We start from the raw sequence: 21,153 nt of genomic DNA on the forward strand, positions 1-21,153 counted from the left end.
ACCCGCCTCAGCGATCTTCAATGCCCTGAGCCGAGCACCTGAACCAACCGTCTGAGTCAGGGCACTAGCGCGCGCCGCGGAGATGGTCGGGACGATCGGCGCGGGCGATCCCGCAACCGCGCTCGTCCTTGCGATGACGCTGCTTCAGCATGGCCTGATCCACCGTGAGGGTTCGCCCTGGCCGCGAGCTCTCTCGGACGCGGTCGGGCGGGACACGGCGGCGCGCGGCGCCCTGATCAACGCCCTGCGGGTCGAGCCCGAACTCGGCACTCCGGCCCGCGGTGGATTGCCCGAGACGGTCGCCCGGCGGCACGGTGACGGCTGGCGCGTCACCGGGCGTAAGATCTACTCCACCGGTGCCCCGGCGCTCACCTACGGCGTCGTCTTCGTGCGCACCGACGAGCCGGAGCCGCGCATCGGCAATCTGCTCGTGCCCTTCGGCGCACCGGGCATCCGGATCGAGGAGACCTGGGACCATCTCGGCCTGCGCGCCTCCGGCAGCCACGACGTCGTCTTCGAGGACGTGTCCGTGCCGGGCACCCACGCCGTGGATCTGCGCCCGCCCTCGGGCTGGCAGGCGCCCGATCCGCTGCAGCAGGCCTGGAGCTGCGCCCTGTTGGCCGCATTGTATGACGGGGTCGCGCGGGCGGCGCAGGGCTGGTTCGTCCGCTTCCTGCGCGAGCGCCGGCCCGGCAGCCTCGGCGCACCCTTGGCGAGCCTGCAGCGCTTCCAGGAGGCGGTCGGCGAGAACGAACGGCTGCTCGCGGTGAATGCCCGTCTCATCGCGGGCCTCGCGGCCGAGACCGATGCGGGCTTCGCTCCGGCCCCGCGGGAATCCGGCTTCGTGAAGGTCACCGTCACCGAGAATGCGATCCAGGCCGTGCAGCGCGCGGCCGAACTCTGCGGCAACGCCGCGCTCTCGCGAAGGAATCCGCTGGAGCGGCATCTGCGCGACGTCCTCTGCGCGCGCATCCACTGGCCGCAGGGCGATGCCGTGCGGAGCGCTGCCGGCCGCACCGCCCTCGGCGGCTGAGCCCCCTCGCACAGGAGTTCCCCATGAGCCTTCTGCCATCCGAACCGACCGAGTTCATCGGCTTCGTCGCGCCGCGTGAAGTGTCGGAGACGCACGCGCCGCGAGGGCCGGTCATCGATTCCGACTATCTGCGGCTCCTCGCCCAGGCGCACGAATGGGGCGGCTTCGACCGCGTGCTCGTCGCCTCCTACTCGACGGCACCCGACCCGCTGCTGATCGCCGCCGAGGTGGCGGCCGTGACGGACCGGATCGGGCTGATGATCGCCCACCGCACCGGCTTCACCGCGCCGACCGTCGCCGCGCGTCAGTTCGCGACGCTCGACCACCTCACGGGCGGGCGCGTCGCCATCCACGCAATCAGCGGCGGCGATGACCGCGACCTCGCCAAGGACGGCGATCACCTCACCAAGGACGAACGTTACGCCCGCACGCGGGAATTCCTCGACATCGTCCGCCTGTGCTGGACCTCGCAGACGCCCTTCGACTACGCGGGCGAGCATTACCGGGTCGCGGGCGGCTTCTCGGAGGTGAAGCCCGTGACGGCGATCCCGATCTATTTCGGCGGCGCCTCAGCCCGGGCGCTCGCCGTCGCGGGGCGCCACGCCGACACCTACGCTCTCTGGGGCGAGACGCAAGCGCAAGTGCGCGAGCTGATCGGCCGGGTGCGGGCGGAGGCCGCTCCCCACGGGCGCGATCCACGCTTCAGCCTCTCGGTGCGCCCGATCCTCGCCGAGACGGAGGAGCGAGCCTGGGCGCGGGCGGACGCCATCCTGGCCGAGACCCGGGCTCTCAGGACGGCGAAGGGCCTCGGGCCCGCGGGCGCGCCGCAGAACGAGGGTTCGCGCCGGCTCCTCGCCGCCGCCGCCGCGGGTCCCCGCCTCGACACGCGCCTCTACACGGCGATCGCCGCCGAGACGGGCGCCGCGGGCAATTCCACGGCCCTCGTCGGCACGCCGGAGCAGGTGGCGGACGCGCTCCTCGACTATCACGACCTCGGGGTGCGCACGTTCCTGATCCGCGGCTTCGACCCGCTGGAGGACGCGCTCCAGTACGGGCGCGCGCTGCTGCCGGCGTTCCGCGACGTGCTCGGCCGCCGCAGCGGCGCGGCGGAGGCGGCCTGATGCGCGCCCTGGTTCTCGTCCTCCTGGCGCTCCTCGCCGTCGGCCCCGTCCGGGCCGAGGAGGTGTTGCGCGTCGGGGATCAGCGCGGCAATGCCCGTGCCCTGATGGAGGCCGCGGGCGTCCTCGACGGGCTTCCCTACCGGCTCGAATGGAGCGAATTCCCGGCTGCGGCCCCGCTCCTCGAGGCGCTCAATGCCGGCGCGATCGACGCGGGCGGCGTCGGCGACGCGCCCTTCACCTTCGCCGCCGCGGCAGGCGTGCCGGTGAAGGCGTTCCTCGCCTTCCGCAACCGCCAGGACGGGCTCGCGATCCTGGTGCGCCCCGATACGCCCATCCGGCGCGTGCAGGACCTGAAGGACAAGCGCATCGCCACAAACCGCGGCTCCATCGGCCATCAGGTCGTCCTGGCCGCTCTCGAAGAGGCGGGGCTGCCCGCCGACAGCGTGCGCTTCCACTTCCTGCCGCCGGCCGATGCCAAGCTCGCGCTCGCATCCGGGGCCGTCGACGCGTGGTCGACCTGGGAGCCCTACACCTCGGCGGCGGAGATCGCCGGCCTCGTGCGCGTGGTACGCGACGGCAACGGCATCACGCCGGGCCTGAGCTTCGCGGTGGCGAGCGACGCCGCTCTCAAGTCGAAGCGTATCCTGCTCGCCGATTACGCCCAGCGCCTCGCCCGGGCCCGCGCATGGGCCCTGAAGGACCCCGCTCCGTACGCGGCCGTCTGGTCGAAGCTGATCGGCCTGCCCGAGGCCGTGCCGCTGCGCTGGTTCGGACGGGCGCAATACCGCACCGTACCGATCGATGCGGCGGTGATCGCCGACGAGCAGCGCATCATCGACCTCTACGTCCGCGCCGGGCTGATCCCACAGGCACGGGCGCCCCGCGCCGCGGCGATCGTCGATGCCGGGTTCTCCGAAGCGCTCGCGGCGGTGCGATGATGCGGCCGGAGGAACCCCGATGCACGATCTCGGCGATGACCTCACCCATCCGGCGCCAGACGGCGGCCACGCGCCCGACGGCTCCGGCTGCGCCGCCGAGCGCTGGAAGCACGACGGGGCGCGGGTGATCCCGCAGTGCCTTACGCCGCGAACGGCCTGAAGGAAGGCCGCAACGCCTCGGCGAGCTTCCGTACCAAGGCCTAACTGATCGCCAATCCCGACGTGAAGCCCGCCGGTTTCGAGCCGCGCCTCCGCGACTGGGAGTTCGGCAGCCAGGAAGCTCGTCACCCGTTCTGATCCGAAGCTGAGAAACCCCCACGCACCGCCGGAAAGCGGCACTGCGTGGGGCGACGCTGGATGTCACGCGGAATGCCTGAACGCTTCCGGTCAAGCTGATTGTAGATCATGCTAAGACAAAATGCCTATGCGCCCGAGAATCAGAGATAACCGGCAGCGCTCGTCTCGAGAGAATTCCTCGTTAGACTTCCAACACGCTGCGCAAACGCGGTCTGACCGGTGCCGTACGCACAGGAGCAACGGCGCTACCGAGTGCTCGGGCATCGTGGTACTTGCTGAAACTATGAAATCTGTCAAAAAATATTCGTATCGAGAGCTTTAAATGAGCAGGATATATTGTGTAAATATAGATTTTATTTGATTTAATCAATATAAGATAGATCTGCGATCTATTGCAGGTAACTTACCGTATCAATTTAAATATATTACAAATTACTATTTTGTATTGCGTAGATTGTTGCATTCCAGGACAGATAAGCAGCGTTGAGCTAACATATGTTGGCGAACCCTCAACGAATCCTCTCCTATTGTTCCGTTTAGCGCCGCGACGGCATTTGTATGTGCGATCGACCTCCGGGGCCGTTCGCTTCCGGGCGGCTCCTGCCGTCCGAGCCTGCGAGGAGAGCCTTCCATGAACGGACCGAGAAGGCATCCCGGCCAGCCACGACGGCTCCGCGGCGCCTCCTGCCCCCAGCGACGATGACGCTCCCATTGATCCCCGCCTGACCCGTCCCATCGCCTGACACGCATCGGGTGGCCCGCGCCGCCGTATGGCGGCTTGCGCCCAGCTGAGCGGCGCGACCGGCCGCGCAAATCCGCACGGACAAGCCGTGAAAGGACCTACCGCCATGGAGTTCTATTCCATCGATGGTTCGGGCAACAACCTGGCGCAGCCCGAGCTCAACGCTGCCGGCACTGATTTCCTGCGGCTCGGCGCGGCGCATTTCCTAGATGGCATCTCGGTGCCGCTCGGCGGGCCGAACCCGCGCACGATCAGCAACGTCGTCGTCGGCGAGGGTGATCCGACCATTCCCAATCCGGATGGTCACTCGGGCATGCTCTACGCCTGGGGCCAATTCATCGATCACGACCTCGATCTCAGCCGCAGCGATGGAGTGACCCATATCGACGTCGTGATCCCGCCCGGAGACGCCTACTTCCCGGCCGGCAGCCTGATTCCCATCACGCGGGCCGTCATCGATCCGGAGACCGGGCCGGGCACGGATCGACCGGCGATCGCCGAGAACGCGATCTCCGGCTGGCTCGACGCCTCGATGGTCTACGGCTCGGATGCCGCGACGGCGACGCGCCTGAAACTGCCCGACGGACATCTGGCGACCTCTGCCGGTGACAACCTGCCGGTCGTCGATGGCTCCTTCCTCGCGGGCGATGTGCGCGCCACCGAGAACCCATCGCTGACCGCGCTGCAGACACTGTTCCTGCGCGAGCACAATTTCCAGGTCGACCGGCTGCATGCGGCCGATCCGGGACTCGACGGGGATGCCCTCTACCTGCAGGCGCGGGCGATCGTGACCGCCGAGATCCAGCGGATCACCTATGACGAATTTCTGCCCCACCTCCTCGGGCGCGACGCCATCGCACCCTATGCGGGCTACGATTCCGGGATCGATCCGCGCATCAGCGTGGAATTCGCCGGCGCGGCCTACCGGTTCGGACATTCGATCGTCTCGGCCGAGACCGAGCGCATCGATGAGGCCGGCGACCTCGTCGGCCCGGGGCTGGCGCTGCGGGACACGTTCGGGATGACGCCGGAGGCCTTCGCGGCTGCCACCGGCGCGGACGGCTTCCTGCGCCATCTCGGCGATGACGCCTCGCAGACCATGGATGCCCGGATCGTCGAGGATCTGCGCAACTTTCTCATCGACCCACCGGTCGGTCAGGATCTGGCCAGCATCAATATCGCCCGCGGCCGTGACCTCGGCCTCGGCACCCTCAACGAGACCCGCGCGGATCTCGGCCTCGCCCCCTATACGGAATTCTCCGAGATCACCGACGATCAGGCGACCGTCGCGGCGCTGCGCGAGGCCTTCGGCACGGTCGATGCGGTCGATCTCTGGACCGGCGGTCTCGCCGAGGGACATCCGCTGGGCTCCGCCATCGGCGAGACCTTTGCGACGATCATCGGCGCGCAGTTCGAGCGCCTGCGGGACGGCGACCGCCTCTGGTACCAGAACGACCAGTTTGACAAGCACACGCTCGATAGCATCGAGCATACGAGCCTGTCGGACATCATCCTCCGCAATACGGATACCGGCGCCATCCAGAAGGACGTCTTCGCCTTCTACGATCGACACGCCAGCGATTTCGCCTCCGAGGAGCCGGACGCGCCCCAGCTTATCATCGGCACTCCGGATGCGGCGCGGCTCGTCGGCGGACCGCAGGGCGACATGCTGGTCGCCGGGACAGGTCGGCAGATCCTGACAGGACGCGGCGGGAGCGACGACTTCGCCTTCTCGGCCGACACGAGTGCCGTGATCACGGATTTCAAGCCCGGAGAGGACCATCTGGTCTTCGAGGAACATGTGTCGGCGCGCGCGAGCTGCGGAGGGCACCAATCGGGTCACGGCTCCCACCTCGGGCATCACGGTTCCGCGACGGGGCTGGTCATCGTTCAGGATCACGGACATGCCGTCGTGATCTACGGCAACGTTCGGGTCGCGTTGCCGGGGATATCGGCCGCGCAGCTCACCTCCGACGATTACAGCTTCGCCTGAGCACGGGTCCGATAGGCTGGCGATGCCGGGGCCAGCAACTCGGGCGCGGCGCATCGATGCCGCGACGCCCCCCGGCTTGACGCGATGCCTCGGCGGCCACCACCGGAAATGCGTGCTCCGAATCGGTGATCACCGCCCGCGCGCAATCCTCTCCTCGGTGTGCGGAGCGTTCGCGCGAGGTGCCAGGACATGACGGTCTGAACCGGCGCGGAGAATGGTGAAGGGCGTAGGTCGGTCCTCGCTTCGACGCTTGGCGAGGGCGATGCGGTTACGGCTGAGCATAGCGTCGGCTCTGGTCAAAAGCCGAAGCGGCGCGTTGATGAGCGCGCATCAGCGCCATGACGCGCGTCGGGTGCCGGAGCCGGCTCGGTGTCGCGGACGATTGATCCGGTTTTCCGCACTGGATCGGGCATCCTCACCGGCGAAGCCCGCCGCAGTCGAGGCTGGGCGGGCTCGCGGCCGGCAATCGTACGACGTGATCAGCAATCGTCGCCCTTCTGTCCTACCTGCTGGTTGGCGCCCGCGTTGTTCATCGCGCCGACGGTCCCCGGAGAGGCTGGCTGCTCGCCGCCTGCGAGATTCTTGCTCGCCGGATCCTTGCTCCCGCTGCGGGTGTTCTGATCGTTCGACGCCTGCTTGTCGCCGGTCATCTGGTTGGCGCCGACGTTGTTCATCGCACCGACGGTGCCGGGAGAAGCAGGCTGCTGACCACCGGCGAGGTTCTTGCTGGATTGGTCGACCGCCGAACTCTTGTCGTTCGAGGCCTGCTGGTCAGGGGTCTTCCCCTTCGTCGAGCCCGTATTGCAGGGCGCTGCGAGCGCAGCCGTGGCGGTCAGAGCCAGAATGGCTGCGGCGCTGACAAGACGTGAAGCCGTCATCGTGCGTTCCTCCGGTGATTATTTCCGGAGTAGAAATCCGTGAAGTTCTGACGCGGTTCCCTCGATACTGGCTCGGCCGCGGTTTTCCGGCCGATGAACGATCGGTTCCGAGCCTTAGGGCGATCGAACCTTGCCTCATCCACGCCATGTCTGGCTGAGGTGCCGAGAGCGATGCCGGTCCTGCGCCGGGCTAGCGGTTCTGCGGGACGACCTCCGGTTTGCCCTTATCGGTCATTTTCTTGCGCAACGGCCAGGGAATCTCGGCAAACCGGTACTGCGCCAGGGGCGGGAGGACGGTGACGGCCGCGTTCTACAGGCGGCTGTCGATCAGCAGTGACCTCACCTGTGCATCGGCCTTTGAAGCTCGCCATCAGTCACCGACGTCTGCAGCTTTTCGGAGGGGTCGGAACCGAGGCGTCGTCCGCATACCGAGCCATCGCCTGAAGGGCGACGCTGGTCCCGTAATCGATGCCCATCCGGTAACGACAGAAATCACCCGAGCAACGCTGACGAGATTGTCGCTCCGAGCCCAGTCCGGGCCGAACGCAGCGTTCTTTCGAGCGATCGGCAGCCCCGACGTTAGTAAGCTGGATACCACTTCCCGAGGCCGCTCCGTTCATGTCGTTTCGTGTCGGACGAGTTCAGGATCGGTTCAGCGCCGTAACGTTCGAATGCGGTCACGGACCAAACATTCGGGGATTGTCATGAAGACGTTGGCTCTCTCGGCGCTTGCCGCAGCCTTCGCAGGAAGCGTTCTTCTCGCACCTGCAGCCGAGGCACGCCCTGGTTACCGGGGCGGGTACGGCTATCACGGGGGCTATGGCTATCGCGGTGGCTACCGGCAGTACGGCTACCGCCGCGGACCCGGGGTGGGCGGGGCGCTCGCTGCCGGTGCGGCACTCGGGATCATCGGGGGCGCGATCGCGGCCTCTCAGGCTCCGCGCTACTATTACCCGGCACCGGCCTACGGCTACGGCTATTACGGACCCGGTCCGTATTACGGTTACTGAGGCCGTTCACCCCGCCAATCGGGGTGAACGATCACGGTCGTCGGCAACGCTTCGGCCTGAGCTTCGGCTCGGGCCCGCCACGAATCGGAAGCACAGTCTGAATCGGAGCGGTCGAGAGGACGTTGGGTCCGTGACGTCGCTCGAAAATAGGGAAACGCGTCCCTCACAATCCACAGGGGCGACCATCACGGAGTAATCAGCAGGGCGCCGACGATGCGCCGCGCCTCGGCCGCCGCATGCGCCGCCGCGATCCTGTCGAGCGGGAAACGCTCGCCGATATCGACCCGGACATGCCCCTTGCCGATCGCGTCGAACAGGTCGGCGGCATTGGCCCGGAAGGTTCGGACATCGGCGTTGTGCGGGAACACCGAGGGTCGCGTGAGGAAGAGACAGCCCTTCTTGTTCAACAATTCCGGCTCTATGGCAGGGGCTGGACCGGAAGCGCCGCCGTAGGAGACGACGAGGCCGAACGGGGCCGCGCAATCGAGCGACCGGATCAGCGTATCCTTCCCGACTGCGTCATAGACCACCCGCGCCTTCCGACCGCCCGTCGCCTCCAGGAAGGCCTGCGGCCACGCGGCGTCGGTGAGGTCGATTACCGCCTCGCATCCGGCAGCAAGCGCCGCTTCGCGCTTGTGCGGGGATCCGGTCGTGCCGATGACCGTGGCACCGAGCGCCGCCGCCCAACGCGTGAGGATCTGTCCGACGCCGCCTGCCGCCGAGTGAACGAGCAGGAGGTCGCCGGGCTGCACCGCGTGCGTCTTCCGCAGCAGGTACTGCGCCGTCATGCCCTTGAACAGCAGTGACGCGGCGGCTTCGTCGCTCACCGAGTCCGGGAGGCGAACGAGTCTGTCCGCCGGTACGTTGCGCCAATCCGCGTAGGCGCCGACGCCGGCATTCATGTAGGCGACGCGATCACCGACCTGGAGATCTGAAACGCCGGATCCGACCGCCTCAACCACACCGGCGGCCTCGAATCCGAGCCCGGTCGGCAGCGGCAGCGGATAGGCACCCTTTCGCTGGTAGACGTCGATGAAGTTGAAGCCGATGGCTGTCTGGCGGAGCTGAGCCTCGTTCGCGCCGGGTTCGGGCAACGCTTCGGTCGTGAGTGTCAGAACCTCGGGCGGGCCGAACTGCGTGATCACCACGTGACGTCTGCTGGACATGGAGGGAGGCCTTCTGGACTCTGTCTGTCGGGATGTCGCACGACTGCGCCCGACGCTGCTCCGTTTGGGCCAAGCGTCTCGGATGATCAACGCCCACGCGCTGCCGGAACCGGAATGCCCGGCGTCGCTCAGCGCTGGTCCTGTTTGATGCCTTCCCTCGAGTGCTGCGTCGGCGATCCCCCTGCCGCGATCCGTTTTGCGGAGGAAGCAAATTTAAACCCGGGACCGCGGCAAACCGTGCGATAATGCTGGTCCGAAGTGAGGAGGTACCGATGGCTGCGGAGAAGAAGCACGGTAGTCGCGAGGCGAAGAAGCCGAAAAAACCCGTTCCGAAGACGATAGCGGCGGCGCCATCTACGAAGGACATGGTCAGCGCAGCCGTGAAATCGGCGAACAGGAAATAGGTTTCGGCCGCGTTCAGGCGGCGGGCGGCAGGTTGCCGGCCGCCACGGGTCACCGTCGCACGATGCCGATCGTCACGCAGACCAGACCGCCGATGGAGGCTGGTCGCGTTGCTTTGCACGCGATTTTCCTCGGCCCTGAGGGCGCTCGCGACGATATTTGTCCGGACCTGTACAAATTCACCGCATCCAGAGCCGTGTCTTCTCCGTGAGGCCAGCTCGCGTTGGGACATCAGGCGTTATTCGGTCGAGGCAGGGCGTAGCTGGGTCTACGTGCAGCTTGCCGGGATCCGCAATCTGAGCTTGTAGATTGGCAAGCGATCACGTCAGCTGCCGTCCATCTCGGACTGACAGCGCAGCATCGCGGATGCGGTGGAGGCGATCGTGCTGACGAGAGTTCGGGAGGGCCGCTGATGTCCGGTCATCTTCTGAGATGCAGGCGGTGCTGGCAGCCGATCTTGAGCGATGCGAGATGTTGCCCGCATTGTGCCGTGGATAGGCCCGCGCGCCGATACCGCATCCGCAGGGGCCTTCTGGCGATGCTGGCGCTCGGCGTCGGAGCGTTCGGCCTTTACCGCTACGGCGAGCCGTACTGGACGGCCGGGGCAGTCCGCCTGATGGACGCCGGGTCGAATGTGCAGAAGTCGGTGCAAGCCTCCGCGTCGAGCTTTTTCGGATCGCCCGACGCGTTCTCGATCGCGTGCCTTGAGCGGGGCGGGACCGTGGTTCAGGTCCGCAGCTCCCAGGGGGCCTCGGTTCAACGCTGTGCCGTCAAGTTCGATGACGGCCTCCAGCGGTAGGGTGTCGATGGCGCGCCGGCCGCAATTCTTGGACCTCGCTCAGGCACGCGCCAGCACAAGCGTGATTCCTCCACGTTTGCGCTAGAGCGGAGCGGTACAAGGTTTCCATTCGACGCAGCGCGCAGCGTCGTCCATGCGAACTGTCCGCCAGGAATGCTCCGTTGCGTGAGCGTTACGGAGAATCGCTGGGCCGAATTGCCTCTGGCGATTGCCGGATGTGCGCCTGAGGCGCAGCATCGTCCGGCGCCCCGTTCCGACACCTGCCGGCGCGTGGCGCGGCCACGCCGTGGAGTGCGAGGCGTGAAACTGAACCTGCGCTGGAACGGGTTGATGTGCGGTGGTCCGCGCGGCGACCGCGTGGTGCTGTTCTGGTGGAACTCCCTGCCGGCTGGCCACCGCTACTGGGGCTACCGCAAGGACTGGGAGAACGGTGCGCTCAATCGATTTGGACTGAGGTTCAGCGAGTTGATCTGGCGCATGCCGTGGACGAACCATGACGGCGGCGTCCGAACCCATGGCTGGGTCCGCAACCGGGTTTGGATGCGCCCTTGAACCACGATGCCGGGGAAGCGCGCCTGAGTCGATCACAGGGCTAGTATCCGCATCGTCCGCGCCTGGCAGCGACGGCGTTTCCACGAAGCGCGTGTCCCGGAGGGACGATCAGCGCGGGCACGCGCTTCCTGCCAGAGGCCGTTGACGCTTCCGTGATCGTGAAGCGACCGCGGAATGCGGTCCGGCCGCGGTGGCGAGCACTTGAGCGCCCGGCCACCGCGCCGACCGAGTGCCCGTTCTTGCGCGGGCGTCAGGCGAGTTTGGTTGTCTCAGCGGCGAGCAAGGCTCCCCCTCCGCTTATCAACCAGCATTCACTGTCTACAGTGATGACGCCAGATGCGCAGACGTTGGTTACCGGACCGTTAAGGCGCCGGCGGCTGGCCTCGTGGCGACTTCCGCGGCGTCCGGTGCAGCTCGCCCCGCCGCATGGGAGCGGCAGGATCAGCTCGGCGGCTGATCCCTGTTACGGCGCATTCGACCAGTGCCCGGAAGCCACGCATCGCGTAATACGCCTCTATTCGGCGCAGCCAGACGACCGCATTCTTCGGGTATATTCGAGCGAGACTAGGCGATCAGCCACGCTGCGACGAGGAAGGCTGCAAAGAAGGCGCTCGAGCTGAGTGCGACGGCGGCGACTTCGCGGTGTTGCAGCAACAGGTTTTCAGAAGACGGGGACATGACTCGGTGACCAAGTGTTGAACGACCGATCCATTGCCACCAGCGGGGTTGAAAGGCGATGAGCGCGTGAGGTTAACAACGAACGAATTTTGCTGATGTCGCTTCGTTGCAACGATGCCTGCGAGGGGGCGTGCCCGGACCCGGTGACAATCTGAGACGAATCCCTCCGCCGAGGGTCGGCTGCTATTCACCGACGGCAAGGGGCTCGACGGTGTTCCGAGCATGGTCTCGGCTGTTGGGCCTTTCCAAAATGGGGAGGGAGTTTGCCCGGCCGAGCCCTCGGACCTCCCGAGCTTTCCTCGTTGCGGGGAGTCTCATCCGTCACCGGATCTGCTACTCCTCGACGGCCGTTGGCGATGTCGCCGCCACCGGCGCGATCGTACCCGACGTCGATGACGCCGACCTCGGTGCGTCGTCCGAGCCCATGCCTCAGGAGGCGGCCGTCCGCGGCCGAGCGAATCATGCGCCGTCACCGCCATGCCAAGATCATCGCCACCGTCGGCCCCGCCAGTGCCTCGCCCGAGATGCTGCACGCCCTGTTCCTGGCCGGCGTCGACACCTTCCGGCTGAACTTCAGCCACGGCACCCAGGACGACCACGCCAAGGTTCACGCCGCCATCCGCGCCCTGGAGCAGCAAGTCGGCCGGCCGATCGGCATCCTGCAGGACCTGCAGGGCCCCAAGATTCGCGTCGGCACCGTGGCGGGTGGCCGGCTCGACGTGATGCCCGGGGAGACCATCCGCTTCGTCCTCGACGGCACTGAGGGCGACAAGCGCGCCATCCCGCTGCATCACCCAGAGATCTTCGCCGCCGTCGCGCCGGGCCAGGAACTCCTGATCGATGACGGGCGCGTGCGGGTGAAGGTGGTCGGCCTGACCTCCGACACGATCGAGGCCGAGGTGGTGATCGGCGGGGTCATCTCGAACCGCAAGGGCGTCAACCTGCCCGGCACCCTCCTCGATCTCTCCCCGCTCACCGCGAAGGACCGGGCCGACCTCGCGTTCGGCCTCGAACTCGGTGTCGACTGGGTGGCGCTCTCCTTCGTGCAGAAGCCCGCCGACCTGATCGAGGCCCGCGCCCTGATCGGGGACCGCGCCGGGGTGATGACCAAGGTCGAGAAGCCGCAGGCACTCGAGCGGATCGACGACATCATCCGGTTGTCGGATGCCGTGATGGTCGCCCGCGGCGATCTCGGCGTCGAGATCCCGCACGAGGACGTGCCTGGCCGCCAGAAGGAGCTGATCCGCGCCTGTCGTCTGGCGGTGAAGCCGGTCGTGGTGGCGACGCAGATGCTCGACTCGATGGTGAGCGCCCCGACCCCGACCCGGGCCGAGGCCTCGGACGTGGCGACCGCGATCTACGACGGCGCCGACGCGGTGATGCTCTCGGCCGAGTCGGCCACCGGGCGCTTCCCCGTCGAGACGGTGTCGATGATGGCGCGCATCATCTGCCGCACGGAGGAGCACAAGCTCTACCGCTCCCTGATCGCGGCCTCCGAACCGGGCGAGGAGGAGACGCCGCCGCACGCGGTCGCGACCGCCACGGCGAGCCTGGCGGACGCGGTCGGGGCGGCGGCGATCGTGGCCTACACGCTGAGCGGGACGACGGCCGCCCGCATCGCGCGCAAGCGGCCCGCGGTGCCGATCCTGGCGCTGACGCCCGACCTCGGGACCTCGCGGCGCCTCTGCCTGCTCTGGGGCGCGCACAGCGTCCGGGCGGACGAGGTGAGTTCCTACGAGGAGATGGTGGCTGGCGCCGTGGCGCACGCGGTGGAAGAGGAGTTTGCGAAGCCGCACGATGTGGTGGTGGTTGCGGCCGGCATCCCCTTCGCGGTTGCGGGAAACACCAACAACATCCGGATCGCTCTGGTTTGAACGGGCTCCCGGATCCCGAATCATCTCGCTTCGCCAGAACCCCCGGGTGGTGATCGCGGACGGGAGCGGAATACGCACGCGTTCGAACAGGCCGCGTGTCCGCCTTGCCGAGCATTTCCCCAGCCCCTCGGGGATCATCCACTGGCAACAGGACGGACCACGCGGTGGGCGCCGCCGCCGTACCGCCCGGCGATGCCCGACATGTCTCCGGATCAGGTGTGGACCAAGGCTCCGCCCGGATTGTCCAGGATCAGGCGAAGCTGCGCGATCATGGCCTGCGACGCGGCCGCCTCGCAGAACACCGTGCGATAGCGCTCACGCGCCGCAGCAGGGTAACTGCACCAGCTTGCGGGTAGCCGGACGATGCCGGTGAGGGTTTCGGCGAGAAGATCGGCACGGCCTGGCGGCACGACCCAGCCATTGCGGCCCTGCTCGACGATTTCGGGCAAGCCGCCGATGTCGGAGACGACCGGCGGGATCCCGTAGGCCATGGCCTCGATCGCGACCCGGCCGAGGGATTCCGGCAGGCTTGAGGGAACCGTGACGACGTCCGCCCAGAGAAAATGCGGCGCCGGGTCGGCCACGAACGGGTGCAGTTTCACCCGGTCCGAGAGCCCTGCACGCGCGATCGCCGCGACGAGCGCACGCTCGCGCTCCGCATCCTCGAAGGCGCTGCCGACGATGCGTACCTCGATCCGGGCCCGGATCTCCGCGGGAAGACGGTCGATGGCTTCGACCAGAACGTCCTGTCCCTTGATCCGGCTGATCCGCCCGAGCATCAGGAGCCGGAGCGGACGGCTGCCGTCATAGGTCATCGGCTTCGTCCGCCCCGGATCCGCGATGCCGTTGTAGACCACGCGCGCACGAACCTGCGGTGGCATCGCGAAGGCGCGCTCGGTCGCCCGCGAATTAAAGATGATGTCGCAGCCGCTCCAGCGGATCAGGGCCTTCAACGCCTTGAGGACCGCGCCCTCGGGAATCTCATGAACGTGGACGATGCTGCGTCCGGCGCAGACCCGCGCCGCCAGGAGGTAGTCCGCCACCACCGAGGTGTTCACGTAGACGAGATCGCTGCTCCGGATGCGCCCGAGCGCGCGGCCCACCGCGAAGGGGAGGGTGAGGAGCCCGATCGTGGCGAGGCGTGGCAACGTACGGCGGCGCAGAATCCACAGCGGCTCGATCACGACACGCGACGCGACGGCTTCGAGCGGCGCCACGATGGGACCCGTGCGCGGCAGCACGACGTCGATCCAGGCGGTGGGGCAGGCGGCCCGGATCAGCCTGACGGTCTCGATGAAGCTGCGATCGGACCCGTAGAGCTCGAAACCCTGATGCACACAGGTGATGCGCGTCATGTAAAATATTCCAGTTCTTTAACGATCAATCCTGATACCGCGAAGGCCTAAAAGCAAATCTTAAGCCGGGTCCGTCATTTGCAGAGTACTTAACAGGCGAAGTACTCGCGTCCGGAAGTGGCACAAATTCGGCCCGAGATCTGAAATCGGCAGCCGGTGACGTGTCGATCAGGGACAGACGCAAAGAGGAGCTGACTGAACATGGGACGTGCTGCCCCCTCCCTGCTGATCCTCGGGACGCGCGGTGTCCCTGCCGCGCATGGCGGCTTCGAGACCTTCGCGGAGAAACTCGCTCTCTTCCTGACGGGGCGCGGATGGACGGTGGGGGTCTATTGCCAGGATGAGGTGGAAACGGTCGGCGAGCGCTTCCGCAGCACCCAGTGGAACGGCATCGAGCAGATCCACGTCGAAGTCGGTTCGCATGGGCCGCGCGCGACCCTCGAATTCGATTATCACTGCGTCCGGCACGCGGCGGAGCGCGATGCCGTCTGCCTCGTCCTCGGCTATAACGGTGCGGTGTTCCTGCCGCTCCTGCGCCGCAGCGGGCGCAAGATCATCACCAACATGGACGGTCTCGAGTGGCGACGGCCGAAATGGTCGTTGCCGGTGCGCGGCTACTTCTGGGTCAGCGAGTGGATCGCGGCGTGGACCTCACACCGTCTGGTCGCCGATCACCCGGCGATTGCCGACCACCTGGCGACGCGCCGGTCGCGCGAGGCGATCGCTACGATCCTGTACGGCGGCGACCCAGTGCGCGCCGCGCCGGCAGCCTCCCTGGCGCCCCTCGGCCTCGAGCCCAACGGCTACATGACGTCGATCGCGCGCATCGAGCCCGACAACAACATCCTGCCGATCGTCGAGGCCTTCTCGCGCAAGCGGCGAAACGCCAAGCTGGTCGTCCTCGGGACGATGAACCCCTCGATCCGTTACCACCGGCGGGTTCGTGCGGCGGCGAGCGACGAGGTGATCTTTCCCGGCGCCATCTACGAACCGGAGACCGTCAGGGCGCTTCGCTATCACGCCCGCGCCTACCTGCACGGTCATTCGGTCGGCGGCACCAACCCGTCGCTGGTGGAGGCGCTCTGGGCCGGCAACGCGGTGATTGCGCACGACAATCCGTTCAACCGCGGCACCGCCGGGCCCGAGCAAGCGTATTTCCGAAATGCGGAGAGCTGTTCGGATCTGATCGAGAGTCTCCTGACGGACGATCTCGCGCTGAAGCGCGCCCGCGACGCCGCATCGCGGCAGGCGACCCTCTTCGCCTGGGGGCCGGTCCTCGAAGCCTACGAGCAGGAGCTGCTCCAGCTTGGCGGGCACGACCCGATCACTTACGCGATGGACCTCGCTGCGGAGGCAGCCGCGAACGACCGGGCGACCGACGTCTCGACCGGCACCGCGTGATGGAACCGGGCGAAGGGGAACCGGCAGCTCGGGGTGCCGCGGTACGACCGACCCGCCGCGGCGCGCTGGGCGGGGCGCTCGGCCTCGCCCTCGGCGCACCCTTCCTCACCGTGCCGAGCCTGAATCCGGCCCGGGCCGCCTCGGCGCCCGAGCCGATCCGGCTCCGGCGCGGGGTCAACCTGTGGCCATGGTTCTCCCTTACGCGGGAGTTTCCCGCGCCCCGCACCGATTACGGCTGGCCACCCTTCCAGGAGCAGCGCCCGGTTCCGATGCCAGCGGATCTGGCGCGGCTCGCTGGGTCCGGGCTGGACTTCGTCCGGCTTCCGATCGACCCCGGTCCGTTTCTGGCATTTTCCGGCGAGCGTCGCGCTGCGCTTCTCGCCCAACTCGACGCGGCGGTCGCCGCGGTCCTTCACGCGAAGCTGAACCTCGTCCTGAACGTCCAGGCGAATGTCTCGACGCATCACTACAATCCGCAGAACCTCTACGGGGATGCGGCGAACCTGTTGTTTCGCCCCTATAGAGACCTCATCGCGGAACTCGCGCGCAGGCTCTCCCGTCACGATCGAGGCCGGGTGGTTCTCGAACCCGTCAATGAGCCACAGCAGGCTTGTGGCTCGACGGCCTGGGACGCGGTCCAGGCGGCCCTCCTGACCGCGGCCCGGGTCGCTGCGCCCGATCTCACCCTCGTTGCGACGGGGGCCTGCGGCAGCATGATCCGCGGGCTCACGGCCCTCGATCCCGCGCCGCTCCGCGCGCTCCGGCCGCTGATCTACAGTTTCCACTTCTACGAGCCTTACCTGTTCACGCATCAGGGCGCGCCCTGGATGCAGGAGCCCATCTACCGCGCCCTGAACGCGGTCCCCTGGCCGTCGCGTGCCGGACGCCTCGACACGACGCTCGCCGCCGCGCGTGCGCAGATGCGTGCCGATCCGGGGCGGAGCCTCGCCGAGAAGGACGCCGCCTACCGGCTGACGGAAGCGAAGCTCGCGGAGTATTTCGCCGCCGAGCCGGACCGCGGCTTCGTCGACCGCCAGCTCGTCGCGGTGCGCGATTGGGCGACCCGCAACGGGATCCCGGAGCGCGAGATCCTGATGGGCGAGTTCGGCGCCCTGCGAAGCGATTCCCGCTACGTCGCCGCAGGGGCCGCCGACCGTGCGCGCTACATCCGCGATGTGCGCCAAAGTGCGGAAGCGTTCGGCTTCCCCTGGGCCTTCTGGAACCTGTTCGACGGCATGGGTCTGATCGACGACGACACCCGAGTCGCCGATGCGGAGCTCCTCTCGGCCCTGGGTCTCAAGGCAACGTCCCCTTGATCAGGACGCTCGCGCGATGCGCGTCTCGGGAAACGGGCGGTAGAGTGCCACGAGGACGATCACGAACTTCGCGAGGAGCGTCGTCTTCCCGCCCAGGCTCTCGAATGTGTTGATCAGGACCACGAACGCGATCATCGGCATGGCGATGCCGGCGCGGCACCGGCGTCCGACCTCGACGAGGAACAGCGTCACGGCGGTGGTGAGCAGCAGCGCCATGAGGGCGCCCTGGTAGAGCACGACCCGGATGATCGGGTTCTCGATTCCCCACTCGAGGCCCGTGATCCGGCGCAGGCTGTCCACCAGGGACGGGTCGGGTCCGAGGATCAGGTCGCGAAGGGGCAGGCGGCTGAAGAGGTCGAACATCGCGACGCGCGCGTTGGCGCTACCACCGTCCGAGGCGAACCGGCCGAGCAAGGCGTCGAAGAATCCCCCATAGGCGAGGCCCGCGACCGTGGTTGCCACGAGTGGCAGGGCACAGGCGGCGCCTGCCGCCGCGAGCAATGGGATGCGACCGCGCGCGATGGCGCGCAGGAGCTGCGCGAGGCCGAAGGCGCCCCCGAGCACGAGCGTCACCACGATGGCCGACCGGCCTCCGAAGGTCACGAGGGCAACGAGCTGCACCGCGATCATGACGAGCCGCGTCAGGGGCTTGAGGCTGCCGCCCCCGGCGATCAGCGCAAGAACGTAGCAGGCTGTCAGCGTGGCGTTGCCGAGGGGGTGACCCTGGAGGGCGGCGGAGCGCGTATCGGTCTCGAAGGTCGCGCCGTCGAGGCGGAATGGGAAGAAGCGCTGGCCGGTCGCAAACTCGACGATCCCGAGGACCGCGTTGGCGGCCATGACCGCATGGACGAGGGTCTCGAGGCGGCGCAGGCTTCGCGCATCGCTCTCGAGAAGCAGGATCATGACGAGAGCGGCCTGCAGGAACGTGTCGATCGCACCTGCCGTCCCGGAGGCGCCGCGCAGGATGATCTGTGCCGCCATGGCGATCGACGCTGCGGCCAGGAGACAGCTCGCGGGCCGGTGCTCGGCCGCCGAGACCAGGTTGGCGACAGGGTTTCCCCGACGCAGCATCTGCCAGAGTACGAGGAGCACGCAGAGGTAGCTGGCGGGGTGGACCTTCTGCGCCTGGCCACCCGTAAGACCGTCGTAGTTGAGGCCGACCGCCCAGAGCATGCCGCCCGAGACGGCGAGGATGAGGAGCGACGCCACCATCAGGCCGAGATCGGCCGGAAGTCGGATCTCGATGCGCCGCGGAGCCGGCGCCCAGGTCCGCGCCTCCGCCGGCATCACCGCGCCGCGCCCTTGCCGTCGATGAACAGCGCACCCGAAGGCGGCCGACCGAGCGCTGCCGCGATCCGGCCGGTCTCGACAAGGTCGTCCTGCAGGGTGCGGCCGCCGCTCGCGACCACGACGACGCGGTCGACCGCTCCGACGAGCGGCGCGATCCGGACGTTCTCCGTGAGCGTGCCGCCATCGATCAGGACGAGGTCGTAGCGCTCGGCGACATGGGCGAGGAATTGCTGCACGTTCTCACGCTCGAAGGCGTCGCGCACCGGCTTCTGGCCGTTACCCACGGCCAGACGGCGTGCGCCGGTGGCCGTATCGGTAACGGAGGCGGAAAAGAAGCTGATCTCGCCCCGAAGGACTTCGAGCAATCCGCCGGTCCCGGGATGCGCAGAACTGAGTTCGGCCTCGACCACCAGGACATGGTCCCCGCGCGCCGTCGCCACGGCCGCCAGGAGATCGATCAGGCTCCGTCGCTCGGCGGCCTCGGAAGCCGGCGCCGTCACCAGGACGTTCAACGCCCGGTTCTTGCCAGGCTTCACCCCCGCGAGGGCGTAGAGACTATCGAGCGCAAAGGCCGCCGGTGCCGCGCAGGCACCATCGGGCATCCCGAACGTCTCCGGGAAGGTGGCGAGCACCGGCGCGTCGAGCAGCCGTTCGAGTTGACGACGCGAGAGCAGCGTCGGCCGTGCGTATTCGCGCACCAGCGCGAGCCCGGCGCCGATCCCGAGGCCACCGCCCATCGCAGCACCGAGGATGAGGAGGCGCAGCGGCCAGCTCCGCTCCTCGGGCGGTTGGGCCCAGGTGATCACGCGGGCGTTCGTCGCATCGACATTCGCCTGCTCGCTGATTTCCCGGGAGCGCACGAGGAACGTGTTGTAGACTGAGCGGCTGGCGTCGAGGTCGCGCTCGAGCTCGCGCAGGCGCACGTTCGATTTGCCGGTTTGGACCGACTCGGCTTTCAGGCTGTCGAGGTTCCCGGCGAGGGAGCGTTCGTTGGCAAGCGCGCGCTGGTACTCGATCTCGGCCCCCTGCACGATGCGACCGAGTTCGGCATCGATCAGCCGCTTGACGTCCGCCTTCTGGGTGCGCACCGCGGTGATGAAGGGATGGCGCTCGCCGAGCTGCGTGCGCAGATCGGCTTCCTTGCTGGTGAGTTCGGCAAATTGCGTGCGCAGGCGCTCGATCGTCGGTGCCTGGATCGCTTCGGGCGTCGCGCCCGCGTCGAAGGCACTGCCGCGGGCGCTGCGGATGCCCTGCAGCCGGCTTTTGGCTTCGGCGGTGCGGTTTCGGGCCGCCACGAGACGCGCGTTGCTGTCCGTGAGCTGCTGTTCGCCGACCAAACGTCCGCTGGAGGCGATCAGACCATTCTCGGCCCGAAAGCTCTCGAGCCGGGTCTCGGCCGCGAGGACGTCGCGGCGCAGGCTGTCGAGGCGCGCGTTCAGTTCCCCCGAGGCGCGCTTGGCCGCGTCCGCGCGGGCCTCGGCCTGATCGGCGAGATAGGCCCGTGCGATGGCGTTGACGATCAACGCCGCCTTGTCCGGATCCGACGCGGTGACGATGACGTCGACGACGAACACTTTCTCGGCACGCTTGACGGCCAGCTTCCTGCGGAGGTTCCGAAGCGCCTGTGATTTCCCGTTATGGGTCTGCGCCTGGGGGCCGGACACGACCTCGCGCAGGGCCCGCAGGGACCGCGACAGGAGACCGTCGCGCAGTCCGCCGAATTCGGGATCGGCCGCAAGCCCCGCCTCCGCAATGGCGCGCAAAAGAACCGTGTCCGACTCGATGACCCGGACCTGACTCTCGATCTTGGTGATGCCGCCATCGGGCGCGACCACGCCGGCATTGAGGTCGTTGGTGATGACCTGCCGGTCGCGCGGGTCGATGAGGAGTTGCGAGGTCGCGGTGTAGAGCGGCGTCGCCAGGAACCCGTAGATCAGGGCCGCCACGGCGAAGAGTGCGGTCGTGCCCAGGACGATCCGGCGGCGGCGCATCAGGATGCGCCAGAGATCGCCAACCTCGGCCGTGGTCTCCCGCTCCGCATGGACCGGACGATCGGCGACGGCCGGCAGGAACCGCTGCGCCTGTGCCAGGCTGAGATGGGTGTGTCCCGCGTTCGGCCATTGCTGGTTCAAGGTCGGGCTCCGTGGTCCTCGCTCCGCGGAGCTCGCAATGCTCGTACCTTCGGGCCATTGATCTTGAGATCAGGCTTCGGTTCGTCTGGTCGAGACAGCCTATCTCCGGCTATCGTTAACAATCCCCCGCAGCTCGTCTGTCAAGACGAGTTTTGTATAGTGGCAGATCGGTTCGG

Annotated in this window: 16 protein-coding genes and 1 pseudogene; 12 read left to right on the forward strand and 5 right to left on the reverse strand. The window is 67.7% G+C overall.

What is annotated here, in order from left to right:
* Positions 1-64: 64 nt before the first annotated feature.
* The 5 genes and pseudogenes from F6X51_RS14790 to F6X51_RS14805 all read left to right on the forward strand — a co-directional run.
* A pseudogene (locus tag F6X51_RS14790) lies at positions 65-1,033 on the forward strand (acyl-CoA dehydrogenase family protein); the annotation flags it as partial.
* Between the two features lie 23 nt (positions 1,034-1,056).
* Complete coding sequence (locus F6X51_RS14795) at positions 1,057-2,154, forward strand: LLM class flavin-dependent oxidoreductase (protein ID WP_150964452.1); 1,098 nt, start codon at positions 1,057-1,059, stop codon at positions 2,152-2,154.
* Positions 2,154-3,092 (forward strand): ABC transporter substrate-binding protein, encoded by a 939-nt coding sequence (locus tag F6X51_RS14800; RefSeq protein ID WP_191970127.1) that lies wholly within the window; start codon positions 2,154-2,156, stop codon positions 3,090-3,092. Before F6X51_RS14795 ends, F6X51_RS14800 begins: the two co-directional genes overlap by 1 nt.
* Positions 3,093-3,111: 19 nt before the next feature.
* On the forward strand, positions 3,112-3,252 hold the full coding sequence (locus tag F6X51_RS27940; RefSeq protein ID WP_191970128.1) for a hypothetical protein: 141 nt from the start codon (positions 3,112-3,114) through the stop codon (positions 3,250-3,252).
* Positions 3,253-4,237: 985 nt separating this feature from the next.
* Positions 4,238-6,124: a peroxidase family protein gene (locus F6X51_RS14805; protein ID WP_191970129.1), complete on the forward strand. Its 1,887-nt coding sequence runs from the start codon at positions 4,238-4,240 to the stop codon at positions 6,122-6,124.
* Positions 6,125-6,603: 479 nt separating this feature from the next.
* Here the strand turns inward: F6X51_RS14805 and F6X51_RS14810 are convergent, their stop codons facing one another.
* Entirely contained in the window at positions 6,604-7,002 is a 399-nt protein-coding gene (locus tag F6X51_RS14810) for an exopolysaccharide production protein YjbE (protein ID WP_150964454.1), read from the reverse strand.
* A gap of 704 nt (positions 7,003-7,706) precedes the next feature.
* Between F6X51_RS14810 and F6X51_RS14815 the strand changes: the two genes are divergently transcribed.
* Positions 7,707-8,012 (forward strand): hypothetical protein, encoded by a 306-nt coding sequence (locus F6X51_RS14815; RefSeq protein WP_150964455.1) that lies wholly within the window; start codon positions 7,707-7,709, stop codon positions 8,010-8,012.
* 185 nt (positions 8,013-8,197) lie between these two features.
* Here F6X51_RS14815 and F6X51_RS14820 read toward each other — a convergent pair whose 3' ends face one another.
* On the reverse strand, positions 8,198-9,178 hold the full coding sequence (locus F6X51_RS14820; protein ID WP_150964456.1) for a quinone oxidoreductase family protein: 981 nt from the start codon (positions 9,176-9,178) through the stop codon (positions 8,198-8,200).
* A gap of 272 nt (positions 9,179-9,450) precedes the next feature.
* Between F6X51_RS14820 and F6X51_RS28910 the strand changes: the two genes are divergently transcribed.
* The 4 genes from F6X51_RS28910 (at position 9,451) to pyk (ending at position 13,483) form a co-directional block, all read left to right on the forward strand.
* The gene (locus F6X51_RS28910) at positions 9,451-9,582 is read left to right on the forward strand and encodes a hypothetical protein (RefSeq protein WP_281407647.1); all 132 of its coding nucleotides are present in this window, start codon (positions 9,451-9,453) and stop codon (positions 9,580-9,582) included.
* 536 nt (positions 9,583-10,118) lie between these two features.
* The gene (locus F6X51_RS14825) at positions 10,119-10,379 is read left to right on the forward strand and encodes a hypothetical protein (protein WP_150964457.1); all 261 of its coding nucleotides are present in this window, start codon (positions 10,119-10,121) and stop codon (positions 10,377-10,379) included.
* A 300-nt stretch (positions 10,380-10,679) separates the two neighbouring features.
* Entirely contained in the window at positions 10,680-10,931 is a 252-nt protein-coding gene (locus tag F6X51_RS14830; protein ID WP_150964458.1) for a hypothetical protein, read from the forward strand.
* Positions 10,932-12,070: 1,139 nt separating this feature from the next.
* On the forward strand, positions 12,071-13,483 hold the full coding sequence (gene pyk / locus F6X51_RS14835; RefSeq protein WP_150964459.1) for a pyruvate kinase: 1,413 nt from the start codon (positions 12,071-12,073) through the stop codon (positions 13,481-13,483).
* Between the two features lie 212 nt (positions 13,484-13,695).
* On the opposite strand, the gene F6X51_RS14840 is transcribed toward pyk, so the two are convergent.
* Positions 13,696-14,838 carry a glycosyltransferase gene (locus F6X51_RS14840; RefSeq protein ID WP_150964460.1) on the reverse strand — a complete coding sequence of 381 codons (1,143 nt, stop codon included), beginning with the start codon at positions 14,836-14,838 and terminating at the stop codon, positions 13,696-13,698.
* Positions 14,839-15,039: 201 nt separating this feature from the next.
* On the opposite strand from F6X51_RS14840, the gene F6X51_RS14845 reads away from it, so the two are divergent.
* Both F6X51_RS14845 and F6X51_RS14850 read left to right on the forward strand, forming a co-directional pair.
* On the forward strand, positions 15,040-16,239 hold the full coding sequence (locus F6X51_RS14845; protein ID WP_150964461.1) for a DUF1972 domain-containing protein: 1,200 nt from the start codon (positions 15,040-15,042) through the stop codon (positions 16,237-16,239).
* Positions 16,239-17,555: a glycoside hydrolase family 5 protein gene (locus F6X51_RS14850; RefSeq protein WP_150964462.1), complete on the forward strand. Its 1,317-nt coding sequence runs from the start codon at positions 16,239-16,241 to the stop codon at positions 17,553-17,555. Before F6X51_RS14845 ends, F6X51_RS14850 begins: the two co-directional genes overlap by 1 nt.
* Here the strand turns inward: F6X51_RS14850 and F6X51_RS14855 are convergent, their stop codons facing one another.
* Positions 17,556-18,842, reverse strand: a complete 1,287-nt coding sequence (locus tag F6X51_RS14855) for a VpsF family polysaccharide biosynthesis protein (protein WP_210250312.1) — start codon at positions 18,840-18,842, stop codon at positions 17,556-17,558.
* On the reverse strand, positions 18,842-20,977 hold the full coding sequence (locus tag F6X51_RS14860) for a GumC family protein (RefSeq protein WP_246696812.1): 2,136 nt from the start codon (positions 20,975-20,977) through the stop codon (positions 18,842-18,844). Before F6X51_RS14860 ends, F6X51_RS14855 begins: the two co-directional genes overlap by 1 nt.
* Between the last annotated feature and the right edge of the window lie 176 nt (positions 20,978-21,153).

It is taken from the genome of Methylobacterium planeticum, assembly GCF_008806345.1.
GTDB lineage: Bacteria > Pseudomonadota > Alphaproteobacteria > Rhizobiales > Beijerinckiaceae > Methylobacterium > Methylobacterium planeticum.

Bases quoted from the DNA above. Each gene is read 5' to 3' on its own strand.
- F6X51_RS14855 (WP_210250312.1), bottom strand. From the start codon at position 18,842: ATGCCGGCGGAGGCGCGGACCTGGGCGCCGGCTCCGCGGCGCATCGAG.
- F6X51_RS14800 (WP_191970127.1), top strand. From the start codon at position 2,154: ATGCGCGCCCTGGTTCTCGTCCTCCTGGCGCTCCTCGCCGTCGGCCCC.
- F6X51_RS14795 (WP_150964452.1), top strand. From the start codon at position 1,057: ATGAGCCTTCTGCCATCCGAACCGACCGAGTTCATCGGCTTCGTCGCG.
- F6X51_RS28910 (WP_281407647.1), top strand. From the start codon at position 9,451: ATGGCTGCGGAGAAGAAGCACGGTAGTCGCGAGGCGAAGAAGCCGAAA.
- F6X51_RS14820 (WP_150964456.1), bottom strand. From the start codon at position 9,178: ATGTCCAGCAGACGTCACGTGGTGATCACGCAGTTCGGCCCGCCCGAG.
- F6X51_RS14840 (WP_150964460.1), bottom strand. From the start codon at position 14,838: ATGACGCGCATCACCTGTGTGCATCAGGGTTTCGAGCTCTACGGGTCC.
- F6X51_RS14850 (WP_150964462.1), top strand. From the start codon at position 16,239: ATGGAACCGGGCGAAGGGGAACCGGCAGCTCGGGGTGCCGCGGTACGA.
- F6X51_RS14815 (WP_150964455.1), top strand. From the start codon at position 7,707: ATGAAGACGTTGGCTCTCTCGGCGCTTGCCGCAGCCTTCGCAGGAAGC.
- pyk (WP_150964459.1), top strand. From the start codon at position 12,071: ATGCGCCGTCACCGCCATGCCAAGATCATCGCCACCGTCGGCCCCGCC.
- F6X51_RS14825 (WP_150964457.1), top strand. From the start codon at position 10,119: ATGCTGGCGCTCGGCGTCGGAGCGTTCGGCCTTTACCGCTACGGCGAG.
- F6X51_RS27940 (WP_191970128.1), top strand. From the start codon at position 3,112: ATGCACGATCTCGGCGATGACCTCACCCATCCGGCGCCAGACGGCGGC.
- F6X51_RS14845 (WP_150964461.1), top strand. From the start codon at position 15,040: ATGGGACGTGCTGCCCCCTCCCTGCTGATCCTCGGGACGCGCGGTGTC.
- F6X51_RS14805 (WP_191970129.1), top strand. From the start codon at position 4,238: ATGGAGTTCTATTCCATCGATGGTTCGGGCAACAACCTGGCGCAGCCC.
- F6X51_RS14810 (WP_150964454.1), bottom strand. From the start codon at position 7,002: ATGACGGCTTCACGTCTTGTCAGCGCCGCAGCCATTCTGGCTCTGACC.